General features: G+C 62.1%; 22 protein-coding genes. 17 read left to right on the top strand and 5 right to left on the bottom strand.

Translation table 11 applies throughout. The annotated features are described in order from the left end of the window. Positions 1 to 2,073, top strand: a complete 2,073-nt coding sequence (locus ACX3P0_RS13285; protein ID WP_459089097.1) for a hypothetical protein — start codon at positions 1 to 3, stop codon at positions 2,071 to 2,073. Positions 2,074 to 2,221: 148 nt separating this feature from the next. Here the strand turns inward: ACX3P0_RS13285 and ACX3P0_RS13280 are convergent, their stop codons facing one another. After that, positions 2,222 to 2,455 (bottom strand): hypothetical protein, encoded by a 234-nt coding sequence (locus tag ACX3P0_RS13280; protein WP_459078094.1) that lies wholly within the window; start codon positions 2,453 to 2,455, stop codon positions 2,222 to 2,224. Positions 2,456 to 2,565: 110 nt separating this feature from the next. Here ACX3P0_RS13280 and ACX3P0_RS13275 point away from each other — a divergent pair, with 110 nt between their 5' ends. Genes ACX3P0_RS13275 through ACX3P0_RS13265 form a run of 3 tightly spaced genes read left to right on the top strand, consistent with a single transcriptional unit; the run spans position 2,566 to position 5,155 of the window. After that, a complete protein-coding gene (locus ACX3P0_RS13275) occupies positions 2,566 to 3,021 on the top strand; it encodes a hypothetical protein (RefSeq protein ID WP_459089095.1) in 456 nt (151 codons plus the stop codon). Beyond that, a complete protein-coding gene (locus ACX3P0_RS13270) occupies positions 3,018 to 3,731 on the top strand; it encodes a response regulator (RefSeq protein WP_459078092.1) in 714 nt (237 codons plus the stop codon). The genes ACX3P0_RS13275 and ACX3P0_RS13270 overlap by 4 nt, the downstream gene beginning before the upstream one ends. Then, positions 3,728 to 5,155 (top strand): ATP-binding protein, encoded by a 1,428-nt coding sequence (locus tag ACX3P0_RS13265; protein WP_459089093.1) that lies wholly within the window; start codon positions 3,728 to 3,730, stop codon positions 5,153 to 5,155. The genes ACX3P0_RS13270 and ACX3P0_RS13265 overlap by 4 nt, the downstream gene beginning before the upstream one ends. Before the next feature lie 117 nt (positions 5,156 to 5,272). Here ACX3P0_RS13265 and choV read toward each other — a convergent pair whose 3' ends face one another. The 3 genes from choV to ACX3P0_RS13250 all read right to left on the bottom strand — a co-directional run bounded on the left by choV (position 5,273) and on the right by ACX3P0_RS13250 (position 8,490). After that, a complete protein-coding gene (choV, locus tag ACX3P0_RS13260) occupies positions 5,273 to 6,454 on the bottom strand; it encodes a choline ABC transporter ATP-binding protein (RefSeq protein ID WP_459089091.1) in 1,182 nt (393 codons plus the stop codon). Next, on the bottom strand, positions 6,451 to 7,305 hold the full coding sequence (gene choW, locus ACX3P0_RS13255) for a choline ABC transporter permease subunit (protein ID WP_459089089.1): 855 nt from the start codon (positions 7,303 to 7,305) through the stop codon (positions 6,451 to 6,453). The genes choV and choW overlap by 4 nt, the downstream gene beginning before the upstream one ends. 249 nt (positions 7,306 to 7,554) lie before the next feature. Beyond that, entirely contained in the window at positions 7,555 to 8,490 is a 936-nt protein-coding gene (locus tag ACX3P0_RS13250) for a choline ABC transporter substrate-binding protein (RefSeq protein WP_459089087.1), read from the bottom strand. Between the two features lie 210 nt (positions 8,491 to 8,700). On the opposite strand from ACX3P0_RS13250, the gene ACX3P0_RS13245 reads away from it, so the two are divergent. The 10 genes from ACX3P0_RS13245 to ACX3P0_RS13200 all read left to right on the top strand — a co-directional run bounded on the left by ACX3P0_RS13245 (position 8,701) and on the right by ACX3P0_RS13200 (position 21,314). After that, positions 8,701 to 9,312, top strand: coding sequence for a thymidine kinase (locus tag ACX3P0_RS13245; protein ID WP_459078087.1), 612 nt, complete (start codon positions 8,701 to 8,703; stop codon positions 9,310 to 9,312). A 152-nt stretch (positions 9,313 to 9,464) separates the two neighbouring features. After that, entirely contained in the window at positions 9,465 to 9,734 is a 270-nt protein-coding gene (gene rpsU / locus ACX3P0_RS13240) for a 30S ribosomal protein S21 (RefSeq protein WP_459078086.1), read from the top strand. A 206-nt stretch (positions 9,735 to 9,940) separates the two neighbouring features. Beyond that, positions 9,941 to 11,032, top strand: coding sequence for a hypothetical protein (locus ACX3P0_RS13235; RefSeq protein ID WP_459089085.1), 1,092 nt, complete (start codon positions 9,941 to 9,943; stop codon positions 11,030 to 11,032). Positions 11,033 to 11,062: 30 nt separating this feature from the next. Beyond that, positions 11,063 to 12,208: a hypothetical protein gene (locus ACX3P0_RS13230; RefSeq protein ID WP_459089083.1), complete on the top strand. Its 1,146-nt coding sequence runs from the start codon at positions 11,063 to 11,065 to the stop codon at positions 12,206 to 12,208. Between the two features lie 42 nt (positions 12,209 to 12,250). Then, a complete protein-coding gene (locus ACX3P0_RS13225) occupies positions 12,251 to 14,161 on the top strand; it encodes an AAA family ATPase (RefSeq protein WP_459089081.1) in 1,911 nt (636 codons plus the stop codon). A 210-nt stretch (positions 14,162 to 14,371) separates the two neighbouring features. Then, on the top strand, positions 14,372 to 15,670 hold the full coding sequence (locus ACX3P0_RS13220) for a DUF6638 family protein (protein WP_459089079.1): 1,299 nt from the start codon (positions 14,372 to 14,374) through the stop codon (positions 15,668 to 15,670). A gap of 13 nt (positions 15,671 to 15,683) precedes the next feature. Further along, a complete protein-coding gene (locus ACX3P0_RS13215; protein WP_459089077.1) occupies positions 15,684 to 16,808 on the top strand; it encodes a DUF2333 family protein in 1,125 nt (374 codons plus the stop codon). 101 nt (positions 16,809 to 16,909) lie between these two features. Continuing rightward, positions 16,910 to 17,962, top strand: coding sequence for a M14 family metallopeptidase (locus tag ACX3P0_RS13210; protein WP_459089075.1), 1,053 nt, complete (start codon positions 16,910 to 16,912; stop codon positions 17,960 to 17,962). A 221-nt stretch (positions 17,963 to 18,183) separates the two neighbouring features. After that, positions 18,184 to 20,373 carry an anthranilate synthase gene (locus tag ACX3P0_RS13205; RefSeq protein ID WP_459089073.1) on the top strand — a complete coding sequence of 730 codons (2,190 nt, stop codon included), beginning with the start codon at positions 18,184 to 18,186 and terminating at the stop codon, positions 20,371 to 20,373. Positions 20,374 to 20,381: 8 nt separating this feature from the next. After that, entirely contained in the window at positions 20,382 to 21,314 is a 933-nt protein-coding gene (locus tag ACX3P0_RS13200; protein WP_459089071.1) for a cation diffusion facilitator family transporter, read from the top strand. A 4-nt stretch (positions 21,315 to 21,318) separates the two neighbouring features. Here ACX3P0_RS13200 and ACX3P0_RS13195 read toward each other — a convergent pair whose 3' ends face one another. Next, complete coding sequence (locus tag ACX3P0_RS13195) at positions 21,319 to 22,347, bottom strand: hypothetical protein (RefSeq protein WP_459089069.1); 1,029 nt, start codon at positions 22,345 to 22,347, stop codon at positions 21,319 to 21,321. Between the two features lie 118 nt (positions 22,348 to 22,465). On the opposite strand from ACX3P0_RS13195, the gene ACX3P0_RS13190 reads away from it, so the two are divergent. The 3 genes from ACX3P0_RS13190 to ACX3P0_RS13180 all read left to right on the top strand — a co-directional run bounded on the left by ACX3P0_RS13190 (position 22,466) and on the right by ACX3P0_RS13180 (position 24,450). After that, on the top strand, positions 22,466 to 22,900 hold the full coding sequence (locus ACX3P0_RS13190) for a DsrE family protein (protein ID WP_459089067.1): 435 nt from the start codon (positions 22,466 to 22,468) through the stop codon (positions 22,898 to 22,900). Between the two features lie 72 nt (positions 22,901 to 22,972). Beyond that, positions 22,973 to 23,272, top strand: coding sequence for a putative quinol monooxygenase (locus ACX3P0_RS13185; protein WP_459089065.1), 300 nt, complete (start codon positions 22,973 to 22,975; stop codon positions 23,270 to 23,272). 101 nt (positions 23,273 to 23,373) lie between these two features. Continuing rightward, positions 23,374 to 24,450 (top strand): AbrB family transcriptional regulator, encoded by a 1,077-nt coding sequence (locus tag ACX3P0_RS13180; RefSeq protein ID WP_459089063.1) that lies wholly within the window; start codon positions 23,374 to 23,376, stop codon positions 24,448 to 24,450. Positions 24,451 to 24,735 lie beyond the last annotated feature (285 nt).

Below are 24,735 nucleotides of genomic sequence, written 5' to 3'. Positions count from 1 at the left end.
ATGAACTGGTCGCTTGCCTTCGATCCCCTGCTTTCTTGGCCATGGCTCGCGACCCTGCTGGCTCCGCTGGCCATCCTCGCGCTCGCTGGGCTGTGGTTTCGCCAGCGCGGCGCGTGGCTGCGGGCGCTGGCGCTGGTCGCGCTGGCCGCTGCCCTCGTCAATCCGGTTTTCCTTGATGAAGACCGCGAGCCGCTGAAAAGCGTCGTCGCCGTCGTCGTCGACCGCAGCCAGAGCCAGGATATCGGCGAGCGCACCGCCCAGGCCGATGCGGCCCTTGCCGGCGTCAAGGATCGCCTCGCCCGCTTCAAACAGTTCGACGTGCGCGTGGTCGAGACCGGCCAGGCCGGGGTCGCTGAAGACCGCACCGAGACGCGCCTGTTCTCGGCGCTGGACAACGCTTTCCGCGACGTGCCGCCCTCGCGCATCGGCGGCGCGATCATGATTACCGACGGCGAGGTGCATGACGCGCCGAATGGTGCGCCGGAATTCGCAGCCCCCCTGCATGCGCTGATTACCGGCAACGACCAGGAAAAAGATCGCCGCATCCGCTTCGAGCGCGCGCCGCGCTTCGGCCTCGTCGGCAAGCCGCTGGACATGACCTACCGCGTCATCGCCACCGACGGCCAATCCGGCCCGGTCGATGTGCGCGTCTCCGTCAATGGGGAGCAGGTTTCGGTCGAACGTGCTTTCGTCGGACAGGCGATGCCGCTTCAGGTGACGATCCCGAATGCCGGCCGCAATATCGTCCAGCTTGCCATCGACAAGCAGGACGGCGAATTGACCGATGCCAACAACCGCGCCATCGCGCTGGTCGATGGCATCCGCGAGAATCTGCGCGTATTGCTCGTTTCCGGCGAGCCGCATGCCGGCGAACGGACCTGGCGCAACCTTTTGAAGTCCGATGCATCGGTGGACCTCGTCCACTTCACCATCCTTCGGCCGCCGGAAAAGCAGGACGGCACCCCGATCAACGAACTGTCGCTGATCGCCTTCCCGACGCGCGAATTGTTCGTCGAGAAGATCAAGGATTTCGACCTCATCATCTTCGACCGCTACCAGCACCGCGACGTGCTGCCGATCCTCTATTACGATTACATCGCCGAATATGTGGAACAGGGCGGCGCGCTGCTGATCGCGGCGGGACCCGAATATGCCGGCGAGCAGACGATAGCCCGCACGCCGCTGATGGCGGCGCTGCCGGCGATGCCGACCGGCGAGGTGATCGACAAGGCTTTCTATCCGCGCCTGACCGATCTCGGCCAGCGTCACCCGGTAACGCGGGGCCTCGACGGCTCGGCCACCGAACCGCCGCACTGGAGCCGCTGGTTCCGCACCATCGGCGTCGAGAACCCCGAAGGCGAAGTGGTGATGAAGGGCGCCGACGACCGCCCCCTGCTGGTGCTCGACCGCAAGGGCGAAGGCCGTGTCGGCATGCTGCTTTCCGACCAGGGTTGGCTGTGGGCGCGCGGCTATGAGGGCGGCGGCCCGCATGTCCAGCTTTACCGCCGCATCGCCCATTGGCTGATGAAGGAGCCGGAACTGGAAGAAGAACGCCTGACGGCGGACGGGCGCGGCATGGTGCTTGAAATACGCCGCCAGACAATGAGCGACGACCCCGGCACCGCCCAGGTCATAACGCCGTCCGGCAAGGCGCTGGGCGTGAAGCTGCAAAAGTCAGAACCCGGCGTCTTTACCGGCAGCGTCGAGGTCAAGGAAATCGGCCTCTATCAGGTCGGCAACGGCAATCTGACTGCTCTTGCCCATGTCGGACCGGTCAACGCGCCGGAATTCACCGACGTGATCTCCACACTAGACAAGCTCAAGCCGGCAGCCGAGGCGACCGGCGGCAGCGTGCGCCGGCTGGCAACGGCGTCGGCCAATGGCGTAACCCTGCCCTCTATCGTTCCTGTTCGCTCGTCCGGCGAAGCTTCCGGCAACGACTGGATCGGCCTCAGGACCACCGACGACAGCGTGCTGAAAGCTGTCAGCCGCGTGCCCCTGTTCGGCGGCTTCCTGGGGCTCGGCCTGCTGCTGCTGGCCATGGGATCGATGTGGTACAGGGAAGGCAGGTAGGGAGTAGGGTAGAAATTCAGCACGAAGGGTAGCTTTTCTTCTTGTGAGTTGCCTCCATATTTTTCTCCCTATTCCCCTACCCCTTCTCCACACACAAAGGCCGCCCCGCGAGCAATCGCGGAGCGGCCTTGGAGTGAGATACGCAAACTTACATGGTGGTCTTGGCAGGGGCTTTCTTCGGAGCAACCTTCTTGTGGACGATCTTCTTGACCATCTTCTTGTGAATGACCTTGTGAGCAACCTTATGCACGGGCTTCTTCACCGCGGTCGTCGTGGTGGCGGTGGTGGTGGTCGTCGTGGCGGCATTTGCAGCGCTGATGGCCGGGACCGAGAAAGCGAGGGCAACGGCGACGCCGAGGGCGGAGAGCAGAGACTTGTTCATGGTGATTTTCCTTTGTTCACAGGTCGAGTTTCCGGTCACTGGTTCGGGTCTACCGGTGCCGCGCCCAGCACTTTCAGAGCGTTTGCAAGCGTCCGTATGCCCTGTGCCTGATGCTTGTCGGCACAGAACCGGTGCGCTTTCCTCTGAAGCACCTTTGCCTCGGTGACCTGCATCCCCTTGGCATGGTTTTGGATGGCTTCGTCGACCTGACGACTAAGCCGGCTGCAACGTTCGCTCCGGGTAATCAGGGTTTTCTGGCCCATGCCCTTTGCATCCGAATTTCCGACCGTGGCTGTAACGAGCAGGAGGGGAAGCAACGTACTCACCAATCGGATCGAGATTCTTTGCATGGCTGGGTCCTGAAACCCCGGAACGAGTGCGCGGTCGATCTCCTGACCGCCACGAATGCCGTTATCGCACCGGTTTTTTTCGCCAGTTTGTCTGGAATGTTGAATGTTGTTTCCGGATTGTTTCCGGCAATTTTGGCACGTTGCCAAAGGCTTAGTTTTGCCATCAATCGCGCTCTAAGACGATGGTCGAGCGACCCGATGCTGGCAGGCCCGTGAAAACAGATCCGCATATATTGATCGTCGATGACGACAGGGATATTCGCGAACTCCTGCAGGAGTTCTTCCACAAGCGCGGCCTGCGCGCGTCGGTCGCCGCCGACGGCATCGAGATGGAGGCGGCCATGCGCCGTGCGCCGGTCGATCTCATCGTTCTCGACGTGATGCTGCCCGGCAAGAGCGGGCTGGAACTGTGCCGCGAGCTTCGCGCCCGCCACCCCACGCCGATCATCATGTTGACCGCCGTGACCGAGACGACGGACCGCGTGGTCGGGCTGGAGATGGGCGCCGACGACTATGTGCCGAAGCCGTTTGACCCGCGCGAATTGCTGGCGAGGGTACGCGCCGTGCTGCGCCGCAATGCGCCCGAGGCGCGCAAGGAGCCCCAGCGGCAGATTTACCGCTTCGCCGGCTGGACCATGGACGTATCGCGCCGCAGGCTGCTGGCGCCAGGAGAGGTGCTTGTCGAACTGACGGGGGCGGAATTCAACCTGCTCCACACCTTCGCCAGAAGCGCACAGCGCATCTTGACGCGCGAACAGCTCATCGACCTGTCCGGCGGCGAGGAAGGCGCGAGCTACGACCGCTCGATCGATATTCTGGTGAGCCGGCTGCGGCGCAAGATGGAAGACGATCCGCGCGCGCCAAGTCTCATCCAGACGGTGCGCAGCGGCGGCTACCAGTTCATGCCGGAAACGATAGCGGAATGAAACGCTTCCTGCCGCAGACGCTGCCGGCCTGGGTGCTGCTGGTCGTCATCGCCGGCCTGCTCGTCAGCCAGGTCACGACGTTCTATCTGGTCCAGCGCGACCGCAGGACGGGTAACGATGTGGTCGAACTCTATCGCCTCAACGAGCGCGCCTTCTCCTTCGTGCAATTGATGAACAAGGCCTCGCCGCAGGACCGCCGGACGCTTGCCGCCGGCCTTTCCAACAGCGGCAATGCGCTGACCGTCTCGGACACGCCTGTCGTGACGTCGCCGATCGCAACCGACGACGCATTGGCCGAACTGGAGGACATTCTGGTCGGCCGCCTGTCGAAATTCGGGGTCGTCGACGCACGCGTTCGCCGCGACGCTGCGGAGCGGCATGCCTCGGCGCCGGGCGAGCCGGACGACGACAGCAAAATCGGCGAGGTCGAGCGCGACCTGCTGGCGCTGTCGACCACCTTTGCCCGAGCCAAGAAGCTCACCGCATCCATCGAATTCGCCGATGGCCAGTGGTTGAACTTCACCATGCCGGTCACGCCGGTCGCGCCCATACTCAGCCTCGACAGCACGCCGCTATCGGCCATCGTCGCGGCGCTGGTCGTCATCATGTCGATCTGGTCGCTGCGCCGGCTGACGGCTCCGTACCGGGCGCTGGAGCGTGCGGTCGGCGCCATCTCCGCCGACTTGAGAAGCCCGCCGCTGGCCGAGAACGGAAGCCGCGAATACCGGTCAGCCGCCAGGGCACTGAACGCCATGCAATCGCGGCTGCGCGACTATGTCGAGGATCGCGAACAATTGGCCGCGGCGCTCGCGCATGATTTGCGCACGCCGTTGACGCGGATGCGTCTGCGGCTGGAACTTCTGGGCCGGTCCAAGGCGCGCGAAGCGTTGGCGCACGACCTTTCCGACATCGACCAGATCGCCCGCTCGGTCATCGACTTCGCCACCTTCGAGATCGCCGAAGAAGTACCGGAGCGGGTAGATTTGTGGTCGCTGGTCGATTCCATCGCCGACAACTACGACGCGGTATCGTTCGAACCGGATTCGAAAGCCACACGCGGCATGGTCTGCCTGGCGCGGCCGGTTGCGCTGCGGCGCTGCATCACCAACCTCGTCAACAATGCCGTCCTTTACGGCAAGAAGGTCCATCTCGGCCTGCATAGCTTGGACGAAACCCTCGTCCTGACCATCCGCGACGAAGGCCACGGCCTGGCACCCGAGCAGTTCGAGCAGGTCTTCAGGCCATTCGTGCGCGGGGAGACATCGCGCAGCCGCGAAACCGGCGGCTCCGGCCTTGGCCTGACGATTGCGCGCAACATCGCCCGCAGCATGGGCGGGGACATCCGGTTGAGCAATCACGCCAGCGGCGGGCTTTGCGCCGAACTGACGCTGCCCAAGGTCGCCGTCGCTGCGGTGCAAGCCTAGGCTACTCCCTTAGCAGGGGAGCGCCTTCGACAATTTCGGGTCAAAACCGGCTGCCGGCCACAAATAATTCGATTCTAAATCAGGCCGTTGGAGCCATATCCTGATTCACTTTGTCAATTACCGCCTCAGTACGGCCGAAAGCACATCCCTAATGCCGATCGAGCCGACGAAGCGCGACTGGTCGTCGAACAGCGCCACGGGTGCGGTCTGCGAGCGGTGCATGGCAAGCATCACCGTCTTGAGCGACGTGCCGGGCGTCGCCCAGAACACCTGGGTCGCCTCCTCCGGCTGCCCCTCCACGTCGGCGCACGACACCCATATGGCAGGCTCGCCATTGCGCTCGGCGGCGATCACCAGCCCTTGCTCGTCAATCTTGAATCGCGTCGTGGCACGCCGATCGAGCCAAACCCAGCCGTCCTCGCCCTGCTCCAATTCGCGCTTGTCGCGCATCACGTTCCAGGCGGTCAGCACCGACAACGGATTCACATTGGCGATGAAGTCGCGGACATAATCGTTGGCGGGATTTAGAATGATGTCTTCGGGCGTGCCGGTCTGGACGATGCGACCGCCTTCCATGATGGAGATATGGCTGCCGATCTTGAGCGCCTCTTCCAGATCGTGCGACACGAAGATGATGGTTTTCTTGAGTTCCGCCTGAAGCTGCAGCAATTCGTCCTGAAGCTTGGTCCGGATCAGCGGATCGAGTGCGGAGAACGGCTCGTCCATCAAGAGGATGGGCGCTTCGGTCGCAAAGGCGCGCGCCAGACCGACACGTTGCTGCATGCCGCCGGACAGCTCATGCGCGTATTTCTGGGCCCATTGTTCCAGGTTCACCAGCTTCAACTGCCTGTGTACGCGCTCCTTTCGCTCCGCTTCCGGCACGCCGGCGAGTTCAAGGCCGAAGCCGACATTTTCCTCCACGGTGCGCCATGGCAGCAACCCGAACTGCTGGAACACCATCGCCACCTGCTTCTGGCGAATGGCGCGTAGCGTGGCTGTACTGCAATTGACGACATCGACCGCTTTGTCGCCCTGCTTGACGAAGACATGGCCGCGCGAGGGAACGTTGAGCATGTTGACGGCGCGAAGCAGGGTCGACTTTCCCGACCCGGAAAGCCCCATCAGCACCGAAATGTCGCCCTCCTTGACGGTAAGATTGCAGCCGGCGCAACCGAGCACAGCCCCGGTTTGCGCCAGTATTTCCTGGCGGGTCGCGCCCGTGTCGATCATCGCCAGCGCTCGCGGCTTCTCCGTGCCGAAGACGATATCGACGTTCTTGAAATCAACCGCGACGTTCATTTCTTGCCTCCGGTGGTAATTCGGCTCATGCGGTCGAGGATGATGGCAAGCACGACGATGGCAAGCCCGGATTCAAGCCCGAGATCGATCCGGCGCGAACCCAGCGCACGATTGATTTCGGTGCCGAGGCCGCCTGCGCCGATCAGGGCCGCAAACACCACCATCGACAGCGACAGCATGATCGCCTGAGTGAGGCCGGCCATGATGGTGGGCAATGCCGCCGGCAATTCCACCTTCCACAAGAGCTGGCGCTTGGTGGCGCCAAAGGCTTCGCCCGCCTCCACGATCGATGTCGGCACGGAAGTCATGCCCAGATAGGTAAGCCGCACGGGCGTGGGAATGACAAAGATGATGGTAACGACGAGACCCGGCGCGTTGCCAAGGCCGAACAGTGTCAGGACCGGGATCAGATAAACGAAGGTAGGCAGCGTCTGCATCATATCGAGCACCGGCAGCATGATGCGATAGACCTTCGGCTTGTGCGCCGCCCAGATGCCGAGCGGCACGCCGATGGCCATCGAGGCGGCAGCGGCCGCTACCACCAGCACCATGGTTTCCACCGTCTGCTTCCACAGGTTCTGGTTGATGATGAAGACGAGCCCGACGAACACCCAGAACGCCAGCGGCTTCGAACGCTGCAACAGCCAGGCGATACCGGCGATCACCAGCGCCAGAAAAACCGGCGGCACGGCCAGAAGAAGATCGACGAAATTGTCGAGCAGAAGGTTGAGCCCGCTGGAAAAGGCTCTGAAGATGGTATCGAAATTGTCGGTAAGGAACGTGAAGAAATCCTTGCCCCAGGCGCCTATGGGTATCTTGTAACTGGCCAGAAATTTCGAAACCGGATCCATCTCGCTCCCCTCGTCTCGCTTATTCCCCAAACCGGATGCGGATTCGGAAATGAGCGTTTCCGTCGAATAAAATACTTGCGCCTTCCGTCATGCCGACGGGTCGGCAACGCACCTTCGATCTACGCCAGATCTTCTGTCTGGCGTCGATCGCCTCCTGATTGGCTCACCGCGTCGCTTGTTGGCGGGGAGACAAAAAGGGCAGCCTCGCAGAAAGCCGCCCTTTTAGGCATCAAGATCGGCGCGACCGGCTCAGTTGCCGAGCGCGGTCTTGACGGCTGCGGCAGCGTCGCCGCCGTCGATGGTCGTCACGCCGGCAAGCCATGGCGTAGCCGCGTCCGGGTTCTTCTTCAGCCAGGCGGTCGCCACCGTGTCGGCATCGCTCCCCTTGAGGATCGCGTCCATCATCTCGCCTTCCATGTCGAGATTGAACTTGAGGTTCTTGATGAACGTGCCGGCGTTCGGGCACTCCGTCGTGTAGCCCTTGCGCACATTGGTGCTGACCGTCGCGGCGCCAAAGCCCGAATCGCCCATGCCGTCGAGATAGGTGATCTTCATCGCGCCCATCACCGGATGCGGCGTCCAGCCGAGGAACGCGATCCACTCGTTGTTCTTCATCGCCTGCTCGGCCTGCGTCAGCATGCCCGCTTCCGAAGACTCGACCAGTTCGAAGCCTTCAAGATTGTCGGCCGGGTTCTTGATCATGTCGAGGATGATGCGGTTGCCGTCATTGCCGGCCTCGATGCCGTAGATCTTGCCGTTGAACTTGTCCTTGAACTTGCCAAGGTCGGTCAATGTCTTGACCCCCGCCTCGGCCACATAGGTCGGCACGACCAGGCCGTAGCCGGCGCCGGTGAGGTTGACACCGATCGTCTCGACGGACCCGTCGGCGGTGTAGTCCTTGATGTCATTGGTCATCGACGGCATCCAGTTGCCGAGGAAGACGTCGAGATCGTTGTTCTTCAGCGACGCATAGGTCACCGGCACGGACAGCTGGATCACCTTCGGCTCATAGCCGAGCGCGGTGAGCAAGACCGAAGCGACGCCCGTCGTCGCCTGGATGTCGGTCCAGCCGACATCCGAAAGGCGCACCGTCTTGCAGCTTTCCGGATCGGCGGCGAAAACAACGCTCGTGGAAAGAAACGCCGCCAGGCCAAGCCCGGCAACAAAGGAATTCATACGCGACATGATGACTTCTCCCATTTGCAATTTTTGGCGAAGCGGATTTCCCTATCCGCCTTGTTTTTACAGCCAAACACCATTTTGGTGCGGTTTCAAGCGCCAACGCAATCGCGAGTGACGGCGCGCGCTGGCCGATGAACGACATGGTAGCCATTTTTTCCGGGGAAAGCCGGTGGGCGCCCTCTCGGCAAACCGGTCTTCGGAGTAGAACGGGCCATGGCCAAGCTCTATTTCCACTATGCGACGATGAACGCAGGCAAGACAACGATGCTGCTTCAGGCTTCGTACAATTATCGCGAACGCGGCATGACGCCGATGCACTTCGTCGCGGGGCACTACAACAGAGGCGACAGCGGCTACATTTCCTCCCGGATAGGGCTTGAGGCAGAGGCCGGCCTGTTCCGGTCCGGCGACGACCTGTTTGCCCGCGTCGCCGACCACCATGAGCATGCGAGCGTGCATTGCGTATTCGTTGACGAGGCCCAGTTTCTCGACGAGGAACAGGCGTGGCAACTCGCCCGCGTGGCGGACCGGCTGAACATCCCGGTGATGTGCTATGGCCTGCGCACCGACTTCCAGGGCAATCTGTTTTCCGGTTCGCGCGCTTTGCTTGCCATTGCCGACGAATTGCGGGAAGTACGCACCATCTGCCGCTGCGGTCGCAAGGCGACGATGGTGGTACGGCTTGGCGCTGACGGAAAGGTCGCGAAACAGGGCGAACAGGTGGCGATCGGCAAGGACATCTATGTTTCCCTGTGCCGCCGCCATTGGGAAGAGGAAATGGGCCGCGCCGTGCCGGAGGATTTCATCGGCTTCACCAGGCGTTGAATTTGTTCGGTCAATCGGTACGTGCAATTCGTTCAAAACCTGTTAGAGTGCGCTTCGTCCACCTATATATTCGGTGAATGCCACGGTGCCGGCGCAAATTCCGGTGCCGCTTCATCGTTTCCGATCACTATCAACCAGAAGAAGGAAAGCCATTGCAGGTTCTTGTACGCGACAACAACATCGACCAGGCTCTGCGGGTCCTGAAAAAGAAATTGCAGCGCGAAGGCGTCTTCCGCGAAATGAAGGCCCGTCGTTCCTATGAGAAGCCGTCGGAAAAGCGCTGCCGCGAAAAGGCAGAAGCCATTCGCCGCACCCGCAAGGCTGCGCGCAAGCTCGCTATCCGTGAAGGCCTGATTGCCGCCCCGGTAAAGAAGTTGCCCTTGCGCCCCGATCCACGGGCTCCGCGTCCCGCAGCAGCGTAACTGCCAAACACCCGGCGCTTGCCAGCCCGCCATCCGGAGCGATCCGATGGCGCACGGCTGCTTGCGGGCATTTTTTGTCCAGCGCCCTGCCGCCTGGATTTCTCGCTTTCCCGATTTCGTGCTGCCTCGCCTTCCCATACCGGTATGCCGCACATATATTCGCGGTCGCTCGCAGCACCGGCGTGATGCCGAACAGGGAGGCCTCTATGGCGACATTGCAGAATTTCGATGCCGAAATAGCCAAGACCCAGCAGGTCGTGCAGGACATGCGCGCCAGGATCGAACAGTCGGGCACCGTGCTCGACACGCTCGCGCAGGCCGACAAGAAGATCGGCGATGCCGATTTCGATATCCAGAACGCCCGCATCCAGGATGTGCTGAAGCAGCAGAAGGTGATGGAAGGCAACATCGCCGACCTCATCATCGGCCTCGAGGACGCCACCAACGTCTTCGGCTCCGAATTCGAGAGCATGAAGAACTACACCGGCTGGGAAAGCTTCGTCGGCATCTTTTCCGCGCAATCGAAGCAGCGCATGCGCACCGAGCGCGTCCGCAATATGTCGCTGGCCGGCAATCTGCAGGAACTTCTGACCAAATCCGACACCATCGTCGGCATCCTGAAAGCGCAAAAGGGCGTTCTCGACCAGCGCTACAAGACCTCGGAAACAAGTCTCGGCCAGGTGATCGAGCGCCGCAAGGCGACCATCGCCAATCTGACCGCTGTCCAGAAGCGCATCGAGGAACTGAACCCGGCGCTGCTCGATATAGAAAACCGGATCGCTTCCTCGACCAGCCAGACCGACCGGACACAGCTTGAGGGCGAGCGTTCGAAGATGGCCACCGAATACAACGAAAAGCAGGCCAAGGAGCAGGAGCTGCTGGCCGAAAGCCAGACGCTGGAGCGCTATACGTCGATGTTCCAGACCTTTGTCGACTCGCTCAACAACCAGATCGCCGCGCAGTCGACGCTGATCAACAAGCTGACCATCGATACCGAACAGCGCATCGTGCTCTACAAGGCGCTGGAAGATTCGCTGAAGACGGCCGCCCAGCAGGACGTGGCCCACAAGATCAACACGCTGGGCAGCCAGGTCGACAACACGGCGGAAGAAACCATGGCCGGCATCGGCGCCGCCTCGCAAAAGCACATTGGCGACCTGCTCGAACTGCACGAGAAGAACATGGTGACGACCGCCGACATCCAGCGCCGCAAGAAGCTGGCCGACGACGCCTTCGCCCGCCGCTTCGACGATGTGCTGAAGAAGCACAACGCCGCCGACTACGTGCAGACATCATAAGCCGGGCAAGTGCGGGGCAAGCACCCATCCATGACCCCTACCGACGATCCCGCCGAACGCTACTTCGCGGCCATCAACGCAGCCCTCAGCGGCCTTGAAGTGTTCATGCGCGACGACCGCTCGCCGCTCTATCGGCACGGCATCGTGGCGAAGATCGTTGCCGAACATATCGCGCGGCTCGACAAATCATTCTCCTGCTGGCGCAACCGGCTGGGTTTCATGGACAGCTTCCGCATTTCGCGCGCCGACAGCGGCTTTCCGGTGTTCCAGAACCTGCTCGAACTGGAAAACGACCGCCGCCAGGCCGACCAGCGCCTCGCCAACATTCCGCTGCCCGACGAATTGCGCGAGGAGATGGCCGACTTCATCCTGCGCCACAAGGCTTTTCCCGACGCGCTGCAAAAGTCGATGGCCGAGCGGCTTTACCTCGAGGATGTGAAAAGCGAGGACACCTTCAGCCCGTTCACATTGGCCCAGACCGCAAACGTCTCGGTCAACCCCAAGACGGGGCGGCCCTATTATCTGGTCCATTGGGCGACCTTCGACGGCACCGCCAATTTGCCGCTGGTCTATATGGTGACGGTCGAGGATTCTTCCCAAGCCATGGTCCGTCAACTGGTCGGGGCCAATGGCCGGCTGAACGACAAGGTCGACATTCCGCTGCCCGTGGACGGGTTGCTCAATCCCGAGCTTGCCCGAAGCTTCGACGACTTCACCGAAAAGAACTCTGCCTATTCCCTGTCGCCGATGACGATCGCGGTCAATCTCGACAAGGATTTTCAGGAACTGCATCCTAAGCAGTTGCGCCGGGTCGTGCTCGGGCCGTTCTATTCGGCGGGCATCACCGAAAACAATTCCACCGTGGCCGATGTGCTGTCGAAGGTGCGCAAGCCGGAAAACGCATGGCTTCTGACCTGGACCATCCAGGAGGTTTATTCCAAGGGTGAAAAGCCCGGCCGCAAGGGCCTGTTTTCAAGCGAGAAAACCACGCAGGAATTCTTCATCGACACCGACGATCTAGAAGCGACGCGGCAAGGCGTCTCCGCCTACGAGAACCACGCGCTGATCCCGCATGAAGCCTATCAGGCGCTCTACGCCGCCGGCGAGGCCGACAAGATTTTCGGCGGCTACAAGGTGCATATCCTGTCGAACGGACAGGTGATCAGCGATGTGTGAGTTTTTTCATCGCCAGATGCGACAGATCAGGAGGGACAAGCGATGGACACCGGCCTGACCACCATCCCGGAAGCGGCGATCGAAAAACACCGGGCCACGGCGCAGAGTTTCGTCACGCGCATCGTGGTGCTGGAGGATTCGTCGCGAGAATCCGGCACCGCGCTTGCCGGCACCAACCGCCGTTTCGTTTCCACCGTTTCGGTCGGCTCTGTGCGCCACACCCGCGAGGTGGAACTGCAAAAGACCGTGCAAGCGGTCCACCCCGAAGACCCGTTGCTCTCCATCCCGCAGCACACGCTGCTTTTCCGCGCCCGCCGTGGCGTGGCAGTAGCACTGGCTGTCGCCGGCATTTTCGCCGAAGGAACCGACCTCGAAGGCCTGCAGGCGAAAAACGCGAGAACACCGCTGGAAGGCGACGAGGCCGCGCATTTCAAGAAGCTGCTGTCGGCCTCCGCCTATGTCGCCGCCTTCTCCTTCGCGTCCTATCTGTTCCAGTTGATCGACACGGACGGCGAAGCGCCCAACGATACGCCGGAGCCCGACTTCCTGTTCGACACACCGCAGGATGCGGTCAAGTCGCTGGTTGCCGGGCTCGACCGCACCATCACCGGCGCGAAAGACGACGCCGATCTGATGGTCCGCGCCCGCGCCGTCGCCCGCATCGCCATCGACGGCCTGCTCCAGCGCAAGAGCCGCTTCGACGGTCTCGGACCGTTCGAGAACGCGCATATCCGCATCGACGCCGACGATTTCACCCTCGACGGTTTCGACGTCGCGCCGGGCAAGAAATCCAAGCCGTTGGCGATGAGCTTCAAGAAGCCGGAAGAGGTCGTCGGCAACCACATCGCCAAATACCAGTCGGTCAAGCTGGCCAAGATGCTGATGGCCTACGATTTCGACAGGCAGATGAACCCGTTCGTCGAACTGGGCGGCTTCCTGTTCACCTTCATCGGCGATGGCGCGCCCGGCACCGGCAAGACGACGCTGATCCAGATGATCGCCGGCCTCGTCAACGACTACTGCCAGATCGCCGCTTATCCTTTCGTCTACGAGAATTTCGGCGTCGACCAGATTTCGTCCTACCAGGGCAAGTCGGGCCAGAACTGCCGCCAATTCATCAACAATGTGCTGAACCCGCGTGCCATCGGCTTCGGCACCATCGACGATATCGACCAGGTGGCGGCCAAGCGTTCCGACGACCGCGCCTCCGCCGGCCAGCAGGAAATCACCGGCGTGTTGATGGACGCCTTTGGGGGTGCTGCAACCGTCGTGCGCGGCAATTCCAGCTTCGGCATGTTCTCCAACTACCCCGAAAATGTCGACGATGCGCTGCGCCAGCGCGCCGGCGCCCGCTGGCTGGTCGACGGCCCGCAAACGCGCGACGACTACATTGACATCTTCGTGCTTCTTGCTGGAAAGAATCACGAAATCCCGCTGGGCGAGCACAAGCTTTACGCCGCGCAGGAAATCCAGCGCGCCGTCAGCGAAGCCTATCGGGACTTTGAAAAGCCGCAGGAAGACGGGCTCGAAAAAGTCTATGAGCGGTTCATGAAGGACAATGGCGCGCCTAAGACGCTGGCCGATATCGGCACCTACCTTCATTTGATCAAGCAGGCAGAGCCGCGCTTTACGGGGCGCGCGATCAAGAACGTCACCGACGCCATAAAAATGCGCGCCATGGACATCGAACTGCCGGACGGGTGGTTCGAAAAGCCGGAAGCCTTCATGCACAAGCCCTACGACGCCAAGAAGGCCATGATCGAGGAACTGCGCGGGCCGTTCTCGATGGACATGGTCATGCAGGAGATCAACCGCTACGCGGATTCGGAATTCCGCTACTCCGACAAATCCGACGACGCGGCGGTCGAAAAACTGCTGCGCGATGCCCGCCTGCGCGAACGCGCGGCCCGCGAAATGGCGGAATTGCAGAAGAAGGGGCTGTGGAATGCGTGAGTATCCGGCGCCTTGCCTTCTCCCCTTGTGGGAGAAGGTGGATCGGCGCACGGCGTCGAGACGGATGAGGGGTGTTGGAAGGAATGAGGCGCTGGCGCTCCGGCCAACACCCCTCATCCGACCTCGCTTCGCTCGGCCACCTTTTCCCACATGGGGAGAAGGAAAGGCGCAGGCGGCACCTTCTCCCCATAAACAGGGAGAAGGAACCAATTGACCTCCAAATTCCCGCTGCTCCGCGAAAACGCGCTGATCTACGGCAGGCTGCTCACCATCGAGGAGCCGCATCTGATCCAGCGCTACAACAAGGCGCTTGGCGCGTTCGGGCTGAAGCCGACGAAGCTAAAATCCTTCGAGATCGACCGCACCGGTTTTTCGCCACAGGTGGCCGAGGAATGCGGCGATTACAGCTATCTCGACCCCTACGAGGTCAATCGCCGCTTCATCATCCTGACGCCGTCGCAAGTGACATTGCCGGTGGTCCACACCGCCTTTTCAAATACATCGCAATTGATGTTCGAGTTCATGTCGAAGAACAGCCGCGCAATCGACGCGCTGACGATCAAGGACGTGATCTACGGCGAGATCGAGGATTCGGTATCCAGGGTCGAAGACATCGAAGACCTGCTGTCGATCAGCCAGGTCGAGTTCAAGGTGCTGTCGGGCGAGGACGTGCTGGGCAAGGCGGCCGAACTCGGCACACTGGTCGACCGGCTACGCCAGGAGCCGGACGCCTGGCGTAACGACGCCATGCTCAACCGCATGGTCGACCTCGCCAAAATATGCGGCGACATTCGTGAAAACGCGCTCGTCCCCGACCAGGTTATCTTCCGGCACAACGCCTACTGGACCAGCCATTTCGGCGGGCTCTACGTGTTTGTCGATCCCGACGTAACCACCGTCATCAGCGATCCCGCCGCACCCGGCTTCCGCCGCTCCCGGCCATGGCAGGTCAGCTATCTGTCGATCAACGACGCCGACGCCGTGATGAAGTTCCTGGCAAGTTCCGGCCGCATCGAGCTTCCCCGCGCTTCGTGGATAGAGACCTCCGGTTATCTGGAGCATCGGGCCGAAATGGTGGTGCGCGCGCTGATCCGCGAAGCCGAACCAGACCGCAACCCTTCCGACGCCGACAAGGTGTGGCTGCAGGCATGGATTCACGGCCATGCCGATTTGATCGCCAAGGACGGGAACTTTCCCTTTCTCAACGCCGCCAAGCGACAGATCGCGCAGTCGGGCCGCCTCAAGCTCGAGGATGTCTCCCCCCACCAGCGCTTTCTGGTGGTCCGCGCTAGGCCCGACCATCCCGACGCATGGCTTACCAGCCAGTTGATCTCGGATTTCGTCCCGCAGGATTTCGTGTCGCGCTACATCTTCAACAAGCCGGCATTCTACAAGGACTATGAGGGCTTTGGCCCGACGTGGCGATCGCATGTTGTCGATGTGCTCAAAAGCACATATCTGAAAGACAAGGCAGCGTTTCGCGCGCGCCTCTACGGCCTGACAGACTGACGGAGGTGACGCCATGCTTGACCCGATCGTGAACTTCGTCACCCGCATCTTCCAGTGGATAGGCCGCGGCATCGGCTTCGCCATCGGGGTGATCCTGTGGCCATTTCTGTGGGTTGGCCGTTGGTACACGCAACGCGGCTGGATCCTGAAAGCCGTGCTGGGCGCGGCCCTTCTGGTGCTGATCGGCCTCTACGCCAATTTCTTCTACGCAACCCAGTGGTGGAACAATTTCAACCCCGACTATCCTGCAGCACTTTCGCAGCAGAAAAGCGCTTCCCTTGCCGGCAGCCCCGTCGCGGGAAATGCTGCCACGACAACGACAACGCCACAAAGCTGCCAGCCTTCGGCCATAGTGGGCGTCTCGGCGGAATTGATCGACTTCAACGTCAATCAGAACTCCTGGATATCTTCCATGGTCGTGTCGAAGATGGGCTTCTTCGGCATCGATTGGCGCAAAACGCCGTTCTTCGACAACAAGGCGGCGTTCCAGCTGGGCATCAACCAGGTCTTGCGGCGTACCACCACCGAACTGGTCGATACGCTCGGACGCGTGCGCGGCACTTCGCAAATCGACCAGAACTTGCAGGACGCACGAACCGCGCTCGCCTGGAACGAGGACGCCTGGTACATCGGCTGGCGCGGCCCGACCCGTCCGACGCCCAGCGTCTACCGCGAGGCCATCACCAAGCTGCGCGCCTACAACACCAGCCTCGAGAAGTGCCAGGTGACTTTCGACGCGCGCGCCGACAACCTCATGCAGTTCCTGGACCGCATCGCGGGCGACATCGGCTCGACCTCCGACATCCTGCGCGCGCGCATCGAGGCCTCGGACGCGGGCTGGTTCGACCTGCGCGCCGATGACCGCTTCTGGTTCGCCTATGGCCAGCTCTACGCCTATTACGGCATACTGATCGGCGCACGGTCCGATTTTGCCGCCGTCATTGCCGAGCGCAACGTTACGACACTTTGGGCGCGCATGGAGGAGCAGTCGCGCGCCTCGCTCAACGTGCAGCCGTGGATCATTTCGAACGGCAGTGAATCCAGTGCGTTCTTCCCCTCGCATCTCGCGACAATGGGCTTCAGCCTGTTGCAGGTACGATCCAACATCGTCGAGATAAGATCGGTGCTCGACCGGTAAGCTACTCCAAGCACACGCAGCGCTTTCTGGACCAATGGTCCTCCATCGACAGTTCTGCACTAAATTGGCATGTCGTCAGCATCTTTGCGGAGGCCAAGCGCATGCAGAAATCGATTGAACGGCTGGCGGGCGACAGCGAAGGCGTCGCCTACGAGTTTCCTGTCTTCCACTTCTCAGGCTCCGACAAGAGCGCGCCCACAGCCTATCTCCAGGCCGCCCTCCATGCCGGCGAACTGCCCGGCACGGTCGCCATCGATGCGCTGATGCCGAAGCTGGCCAAGGCGGAAGCGGAAGGGCGCATCCGCGGCGCGATCACGCTGGTGCCGTGGGCCAACCCGATCGGCCGCGCCCAATACCATTTCGGCGACCATCAGGGCCGCTTCCATCTCGGCACACGCACCAATTTCAACCGCGACTTTCCGCTGATCGATAGCCCCGACACCTCCCTACTGCCTGCCGAAAGCGCGCCGACAACCATCGACGAGCGGCTGAAACGCCGCTTGCTGAAGCTGTCCATCGGCCAAGACATCGTGCTCGACCTGCATTGTGACGACGAGGGTGTCGCCTATCTCTACGTGCCCGCCCAGCTATGGCCGGCGATGCAGGACTGCGCCGCCGCCATGGGCGTCGATGCGGTACTTTTGTGGGAAGGCGCCAGCGGCGCGGCCTTCGAGGAGGCCTCTTTCAACCCCTATATCAAGGCGGATAAGGCGCGTTATGAGACGCTTGCCGTCACCACCGTGGAATATCGCGGCATCAATGACGTCGATGGCGCGTCCGCGGAAGCCGACGCGCAGGGCCTGTACCGGCTGCTCGTCGCACGCGGCGTTATCACCGACGCCGCCCTGCCCGCGCCCGGCCCGTTCCAGGGCGTCGTCGCCCCGCTCGAAAACATCGACATGATGCCCTCGCCCGCCGCCGGCGCGATCCTCTACGACGTCAAGCCCGGCGACCGCGTCGAAAAGGGCGCGCGCCTCGCCACCATCGTCCATAAACCGGGTGAGGTCGGCGGCAGGACCGAGGTTTTCGCACCGCAGGCCGGCTATATCCTGACCCGGCGCTCGCGGCGCATCATCCGCACCGGTGAGGATCTGCTAAAACTAGTGGGGGCTGGAAAGAGCAGCGACGCGCGCGCCGGCACGCTGGAAGATTGAAGCGGCCCACTCGAATCCGCTTGCCCAACTTTTCATTCGCCGCTATGGGAATCCCATGAACGCGCATTCGACCAAGAACATCTGGTGGTGGGCCTGCTGACAGCGGCCTCTTGAAGCGCGTGCGCGCGAAAAAAGTGGATGGTGGCCGCAACGGAATATCCGGGCGGCCATTTTATTTTTTGCGCTCCGGGTCCGCTGCCAACGATCGGATGGAGACGGTGATGACGGTACAGATTCTGGAAAACGGAGCCGAGCGCTTCGTTACCGCAGGCGGTGTCGCCGTGACACGCCAGCGCCATGACCGGCCCTATGAGGGCGCGATCGACCCCTATATCGACGGGTTGAATTCGCGGCGTGGCGCGGTGTTTTCCTCGAACTACGAATATCCCGGCCGCTACACCCGCTGGGATACGGCGATCATCGACCCGCCGCTGGTGATTTCGGCCAAAGGTCGGGCCATGCGCATCGAGGCACTGAACACGCGCGGCGAAGAATTGCTGCCAGTGATCGGCAAGGCGCTGGAACCGCTCGCTGAAATTACGATCACGGAGAATTCGAAGAAGCTGATCCGGCTCGACATCGAGAAGCCGGGCCGCGTCTTCACAGAAGAAGAGCGTAGCCGCGCTCCCTCGGTGTTCACCGTGCTGCGCGCAATCACCGGCCTGTTCAAGAGCGACGACGATGCCAGCCTCGGCCTCTACGGCGCCTTCGGCTACGACCTCGCCTTCCAGTTCGATCCGGTCGAGCACACGCTGGAGCGCGCGCAAAGCCAGCGCGACCTGGTGCTGTTCCTGCCCGACGAAATCCTCGTCGTCGACCACTATTCGGCCAAGGCCTGGACCAACCGCTACGATTATTCGGGCGATGGATTTTCCACCGAAGGCCTGGCCCGCGACCAGACTTCGGAACCGTTCAAGCCATCCGACCGCATCCCGCCGCGCGGCGACCATGAACCGGGCGAATACGCCAACATCGTGCGCAAGGCGATGGCAAGCTTCAAGCGCGGCGACCTGTTCGAGGTCGTCCCGGGCCAGATGTTTTACGAGCGTTGCGAAAGCGCCCCCTCCGACATTGCGCGCAAGCTGAAGTCGATCAACCCCTCGCCCTATTCCTTCTTCATCAATCTGGGCGAAGGCGAGTATCTGGTCGGCGCGTCGCCCGAAATGTTCGTGCGCGTCAACGGCCGCCGCGTCGAAACATGCCCGATTTCGGGCACCATCAAGCGCGGCGACGACGCCATCTCCGACCATGAGCAGATCCTCAAGCTGCTCAACTCGAAGAAGGACGAGAGCGAACTGACCATGTGTTCCGACGTCGACCGCAACGACAAGAGCCGCGTCTGCGAACCCGGCTCCGTGCGCGTCATCGGCCGCCGGCAGATCGAAATGTATTCGCGCCTGATCCACACCGTAGATCACATCGAGGGGCGACTGCGCGAAGGCATGGACGCTTTCGATGCGTTCCTGTCCCACGCCTGGGCGGTGACGGTGACCGGCGCGCCAAAACTGTGGGCCATGCGCTTCATCGAGCAGAACGAGAAGAGCCCGCGCGCCTGGTATGGCGGCGCGGTCGGCATGGTGCATTTCAACGGCGACCTCAACACCGGCTTGACGCTGCGCACCATCCGCATCAAGGACGGGATTGCAGAAGTGCGCGCCGGCGCTACCTTGCTGTTTGATTCCGTGCCGGAAGAAGAAGAAGCTGAAACCGAGTTGAAGGCATCCGCCATGCTTACCGCTATCCGCGACGCAAAGGCTGCCAATTCCGCAGCGACCGAGCGCACCGCAGCCCGCGTCGGCGAAGGCGTCAACATCCTGCTGGTCGATCACGAGGACAGTTTCGTCCACACGCTGGCCAATTATTTCCGCCAGACCGGCGCCAATGTCTCGACCATTCGCAGCCCGGTTCCAGACGAGGCCTTCGACCGGCTGAAGCCCGATCTCGTCGTGCTTTCGCCCGGCCCCGGCACGCCGAAGGATTTCGATTGCGCCGCAACCATCAAGAAAGCGCGTCAGCGCAACCTGCCGATCTTCGGCGTGTGCCTCGGCCTGCAGGCATTGGCGGAAGCCTATGGCGGCGAGTTGCGCCAACTTGCCGTGCCCATGCACGGCAAGCCGTCGCGCATTCACGTATCGAAGCCGGGCATCATCTTTTCAGGCTTGTCGAACGACATCACCGTGGGACGCTACCATTCGATCTTTGCCGATCCGGCACGGCTTCCGGCTGCGTTCGAGGTCACCGCGACCAGCGAAGACGGCACCATCATGGCCTTCGAGCATGAAAGCGAACCGGTTGCCGCGGTACAGTTCCACCCGGAATCGATCATGACGCTGGGCGGCGACGCCGGCATGCGCATGATCGAGAACGTCGTCGTGCACCTGCCGCGCAAGGCCCGGGAAAAGGCAGCGTAGAGATCACGATGAGCGACGCAATCGCAACCAGGGACGCCGCTAAGCGGCGCGTCGCGACCCTCGCCTTCTGGTCGATTATCGTCGCGCTGGCGGTGATGGGGCTGAAATTCGTCGCCTGGCGCATGACGGGCTCGATCGCCCTTTACTCGGACGCGCTGGAATCGATCGTCAACGTCATCACCGCCACCGCGGCCGTGTGGGCGATCCGCGTCAGCTACAAGCCCGCCGACCAGGACCACCCCTTCGGTCACCACAAGGCGGAATATTTTTCTGCCGTGCTTGAAGGCGTCCTGATCGTGGTCGCTGCCCTGCTGATTATCGCACAGGTGTGGCAGTCGATCCGCAACCCGCTACCGATGGAACAGCCATGGGAAGGCCTTGCCATCAACGGCGGTGCGGCTGTCGTCAACGCGGTCTGGGCCACGATCCTGATCCGCTTCGGCCGCCGCGCCAAGTCTCCCGCCTTGGAGGCGGACGGCCGCCATATCATGACCGATGTGGTGACTTCCGTTGGCGTCATCGTCGGCCTCGTCGCGGCGGTCTTCACCGGGTGGCATATACTGGATCCGCTGCTCGCGCTCATCGTCGCGCTGAACATTCTGTACCAGGGTTTTCATGTCACCGGGCAATCGCTGAACGGGCTGATGGACCGGGGCGTCGACACCGAAGAGCATATGCACATCCGCGATATCATCTCGGCCAACTCCAAGGGCGCGCTGGAAGTCCACGACCTCAAGACACGCATAGCCGGGCGCGCCATCTTCATCGAGTTTCATATGGTGGTCGATGCCGAGATGACGGTCGGCGAAAGCCATGTCATCTGCGACCGTATCGAGGACGCGCTCAAGGCCGATATTCCATCGGTCCGGGTCATCATCCATGTCGAACCGGAAGACGAAGCCAAGCTGCCGAAGGGAACGGTCGCCGTCCCCTTCGCCTGAAACCCTAGAGCCCGCACGCCGATTGCGGCATCGGATCGAGCCGGAACAATCTGTCGTCCGACGCAGTTTTTTCGTCGCTCGTCGAGCAGAGATCGACAAGCGCAAGGCCGCTGTTCGGATTGGCCAGCATCATCGTGCCGTTGACGCCGCGCCGCAGGTAGATTTCCTTTTGGCCGACATCGCAGGCCGCGGTCGCGTTCTTGTCGCTCGCCGCGCAGCGCCACTGATCGCCCTCGGCCTCGCACGAATAGGTCTGGCTCACAGCGCCCGTTCCTTGGCGTGCGGCTATCGAAACGGTGATGTCCGCGCCGTTTGGCCAACGATCCTTCTTGCCGCTCGCGGCAAAGCCGGCGAGTTCCGCCTTGCCGCGATAGACGCGGATCGCCTGGGTCATCTGGTCGGCGTGCGAGCCCAGATGCGCGGCGGAATAGTCGCGCCCGAAGCAGAAAGGCTGGTCGGGTTTCAGGCGCACACGCAGCGGATCGCCCAAGGCGGCATCGACCGGATCGATCTTGGCGAATTCGGCGGCACACGCGGCTACCGGCATCGAATCGAGCCTGAAACCGTTGTCGTCGCTCCCCAGCCTCTGCTTTTCATAACCTGCCTTGCCAAGCATCTCTTCCGAGTCGGGGTCGAGATAGATATCCCGATCTAGGCTGCTGACGATCAGGCTTCCTTTCGCATCAAGCTTCAGCTGCGCCATGGTGCGGTCGCACTCCATGCCGCAATGAATGGCCCCTGCCTCCTCGTCGCTGCCGGACATGCCGCACCAGCCGCCTACCCATTCGGGCCTGTCGGCTCCTCGCGCCGTCGTCGTCATGTAGGAGGTGTAGCCGCTCCCCATGACAAAGTCCGCTTCCTCCATTGGGCGGTTGACCGGGTTGTTGCCCTGCAGAAAGAAGATGCGGGCAATTTTCTGGTTGGGATGGGTTTTCAGGTGTGCCGCGTCATAGACACGCCCGAAACAGGCGTCCTTGCCGTCGGGGCTGAGCGCGGAACTCGTCGCCTGCGCAAACGCGGGGCTTGCGAGCATGACAGCAATTCCGATGCCTGCGATTCGTCCAAGCGACATCATTTGATCCCCTCCCGAAACACGACAGCCGAGGATTTTATGCTAAGAACGCGGTCAAGGCCATAAGCGGGAGGATGCCATGCTTCGCCGAGACATGTTTCACGGGTTTGCAGCCGCCGCAGCAACGCTGGTCCGCGTCGGCCAGGCCAAGGCCTCGCCCGGCCCCGAACGGCAGAAGGTGGTCTATCATCTCGCCGATGCTGACAGGGTCGGCTTTGTCCTCGGCAATATCAAGAACCATTACGAGGGCACCGGCGGCAACGTAGAAATCGCGCTTGTCGTCCACGGCCCGGCGCTCGCGGCGTTCAAAAGCCGTAGCGCGTCATCCACCATTTCCGGCCGCTTCTCGAGCCTCGTTCGCGACGGCTTGACGCCGCACGCCTGCGCCAACACCATGCACGGCATGGATATGACGCTTGGCGATCTTCTTGCGGGCTTCGTCAGCGCCGAGACGGGCGGCGTCGTCAAGCTCGCGCAACTGCAGGGCCAGGGCTATGCGTATCTGAGGCCTTGACGTGGACCGCTTTTCGCTCAATCTCGCGAAAGCCGTGCTGGATTATTTCGACGCTGCGATGGGAGTTGATGGATGTATGGCCTGATCGGAAAGATGCGTTCGGCGCCGGGAAAGCGCGAAGAGCTGCTGGAAATCCTGCTGGCGGTCACGAGCGCGCTGCCGGGCTGCCTGAACTACATCATCGCGCGCGATCCGGCCGACACGACCGCGATCTGGATAACCGAGGTGTGGACCGATGCGGCCAGCCACAAGGCATCGCTCGCTCTGCCGGAAGTACAAGCCGCGATCGCCAAGGCAAAACCATCTGTCGCCGGCTTCGAATTCCAGATCGAGACGCAGCCGGTCGGCGGCTTCGGACTGGCTACCCCCTGAAACTGGGCCGCAGGCGCTCCGCAGTGCAAGGCCGGTCCAGAATCGGCTTCAAGTCTCCACACCCGGCTTCGCATTCCCGCCAATCCTGTCTATGACGGCGCATGGACCCATCGCAGGCTGAACGTTTCGGGCGCATTGCATCGCCATGGCAATGGCTGCTCATCCTTGCCGTATCGCTCCTGTTCACCGGCGCTCTGGAGGCGGCGGCCCTTCCCGCCGCCCTGCTGATCGGCCCCATGCTGGCGGCAATCACCGCGGGCACCAACGGCGCTACCGTGCGCGTGCCCCGCCTGGCCTTCAACGCCGGCCAGGCAATCGTCGGGTGCCTGATCGCGAATTCGATCGCACCCGACATTTTCGTCAGCTTCTATGCCGACTGGCCGCTGTTTCTCGGCACCGTCCTGGCAACGATAGCGGCATCGAGTCTGCTGGGCTGGCTGATCAGCCGCTGGCGCATCCTGCCCGGCACGACCGCGGTATGGGGTTCATCGCCGGGAGCCGCCACAGCCATGGTGCTGATGGCTGGCGCGTTCGGCGCCGACCAGCGCCTCGTGGCGTTCATGCAGTATATGCGCGTCATCTTCGTTTCGGTGGCCGCCGCCCTCGTCGCCCGGCTGTGGGTCGATACGTCCGGTGTCGAACTACCGGCCATCGTCTGGTTTCCGCCGCTCGAGCCCCTCCCTTTCGGGGCGACCGTCGCGGTTGCGCTGGCGGGCAGCCTTGGCGGCCGGGTGCTTCGCCTGCCTTCACCCCATTTTCTCGGCACCATGATCCTCGGCACGGCGTTGCACCTGCTTGCCGGCGTCGATTTCCAGTTGCCGCCATGGCTGCTGGCGCTGAGTTATGCTTCCATCGGCTGGTCGATCGGCCTCAATTTCACCAAGGCCATCCTGCGCCACGCAGCACGCGCGCTTCCCCAGATCATCGGCTCCATCCTCATCCTGATCGCCTTTTGCGGCGGTCTTGCCTGGCTCCTCAGCCATCTGCTCGGCATTGATCCGCTGACCGCCTATCTGGCGACCAGCCCCGGCGGCATGGATTCCATCGCCATCATCGCCGCCGCCACGCAAAACGTCGATATTTCCTTCGTCATGGCGTTACAGACGATGCGTTTCCTGATCGTGCTGCTGCTTGGCCCCAGCCTGGCAAGGCTGATCGCGCGGGCCGTGAAGGAGTAACCCCCTTGCCTCGCTTCGAGCCCTCCTGTATGGAAATGCCCATGAATACGCGCCCTGCATCGATTGCTTCCCGTCCGACCGGCTTTGCTGGCGAGACGCTGCGCGCGCTTTCCTCCACGCTCCGTCTTCTCGGCCTTATCGGCGATCGCCGGGTTCGCTGAAGGAGCGCCCGGCGGTCGGGAACCGCCGTCAGGCATTCATGCTCCTTGGCAAAGTCATAATCCGCGAATGAAATCTGAATAAAGGCGCAGCTTGGCACCGAAAACCGCGTGAAGCGCTTTCGCC

The sequence above is a fragment of the Mesorhizobium sp. A556 genome (assembly GCF_054489545.1).
This window is presented reverse-complemented; position numbering and strand designations above follow the sequence as displayed.

Coding starts and splice junctions, on each gene's coding strand:
- choW (WP_459089089.1), bottom strand. CDS start 7,305: ATGGATCCGGTTTCGAAATTTCTGGCCAGTTACAAGATACCCATAGGC.
- ACX3P0_RS13250 (WP_459089087.1), bottom strand. CDS start 8,490: ATGTCGCGTATGAATTCCTTTGTTGCCGGGCTTGGCCTGGCGGCGTTT.
- ACX3P0_RS13280 (WP_459078094.1), bottom strand. CDS start 2,455: ATGAACAAGTCTCTGCTCTCCGCCCTCGGCGTCGCCGTTGCCCTCGCT.
- ACX3P0_RS13180 (WP_459089063.1), top strand. CDS start 23,374: ATGGACCCATCGCAGGCTGAACGTTTCGGGCGCATTGCATCGCCATGG.
- ACX3P0_RS13275 (WP_459089095.1), top strand. CDS start 2,566: ATGCTTGTCGGCACAGAACCGGTGCGCTTTCCTCTGAAGCACCTTTGC.
- ACX3P0_RS13185 (WP_459089065.1), top strand. CDS start 22,973: ATGTATGGCCTGATCGGAAAGATGCGTTCGGCGCCGGGAAAGCGCGAA.
- ACX3P0_RS13200 (WP_459089071.1), top strand. CDS start 20,382: ATGAGCGACGCAATCGCAACCAGGGACGCCGCTAAGCGGCGCGTCGCG.
- ACX3P0_RS13285 (WP_459089097.1), top strand. CDS start 1: ATGAACTGGTCGCTTGCCTTCGATCCCCTGCTTTCTTGGCCATGGCTC.
- ACX3P0_RS13235 (WP_459089085.1), top strand. CDS start 9,941: ATGGCGACATTGCAGAATTTCGATGCCGAAATAGCCAAGACCCAGCAG.
- ACX3P0_RS13225 (WP_459089081.1), top strand. CDS start 12,251: ATGGACACCGGCCTGACCACCATCCCGGAAGCGGCGATCGAAAAACAC.
- ACX3P0_RS13215 (WP_459089077.1), top strand. CDS start 15,684: ATGCTTGACCCGATCGTGAACTTCGTCACCCGCATCTTCCAGTGGATA.
- ACX3P0_RS13210 (WP_459089075.1), top strand. CDS start 16,910: ATGCAGAAATCGATTGAACGGCTGGCGGGCGACAGCGAAGGCGTCGCC.
- choV (WP_459089091.1), bottom strand. CDS start 6,454: ATGAACGTCGCGGTTGATTTCAAGAACGTCGATATCGTCTTCGGCACG.
- ACX3P0_RS13265 (WP_459089093.1), top strand. CDS start 3,728: ATGAAACGCTTCCTGCCGCAGACGCTGCCGGCCTGGGTGCTGCTGGTC.
- ACX3P0_RS13245 (WP_459078087.1), top strand. CDS start 8,701: ATGGCCAAGCTCTATTTCCACTATGCGACGATGAACGCAGGCAAGACA.
- ACX3P0_RS13190 (WP_459089067.1), top strand. CDS start 22,466: ATGCTTCGCCGAGACATGTTTCACGGGTTTGCAGCCGCCGCAGCAACG.
- ACX3P0_RS13230 (WP_459089083.1), top strand. CDS start 11,063: ATGACCCCTACCGACGATCCCGCCGAACGCTACTTCGCGGCCATCAAC.
- ACX3P0_RS13195 (WP_459089069.1), bottom strand. CDS start 22,347: ATGCTCGCAAGCCCCGCGTTTGCGCAGGCGACGAGTTCCGCGCTCAGC.
- ACX3P0_RS13205 (WP_459089073.1), top strand. CDS start 18,184: ATGACGGTACAGATTCTGGAAAACGGAGCCGAGCGCTTCGTTACCGCA.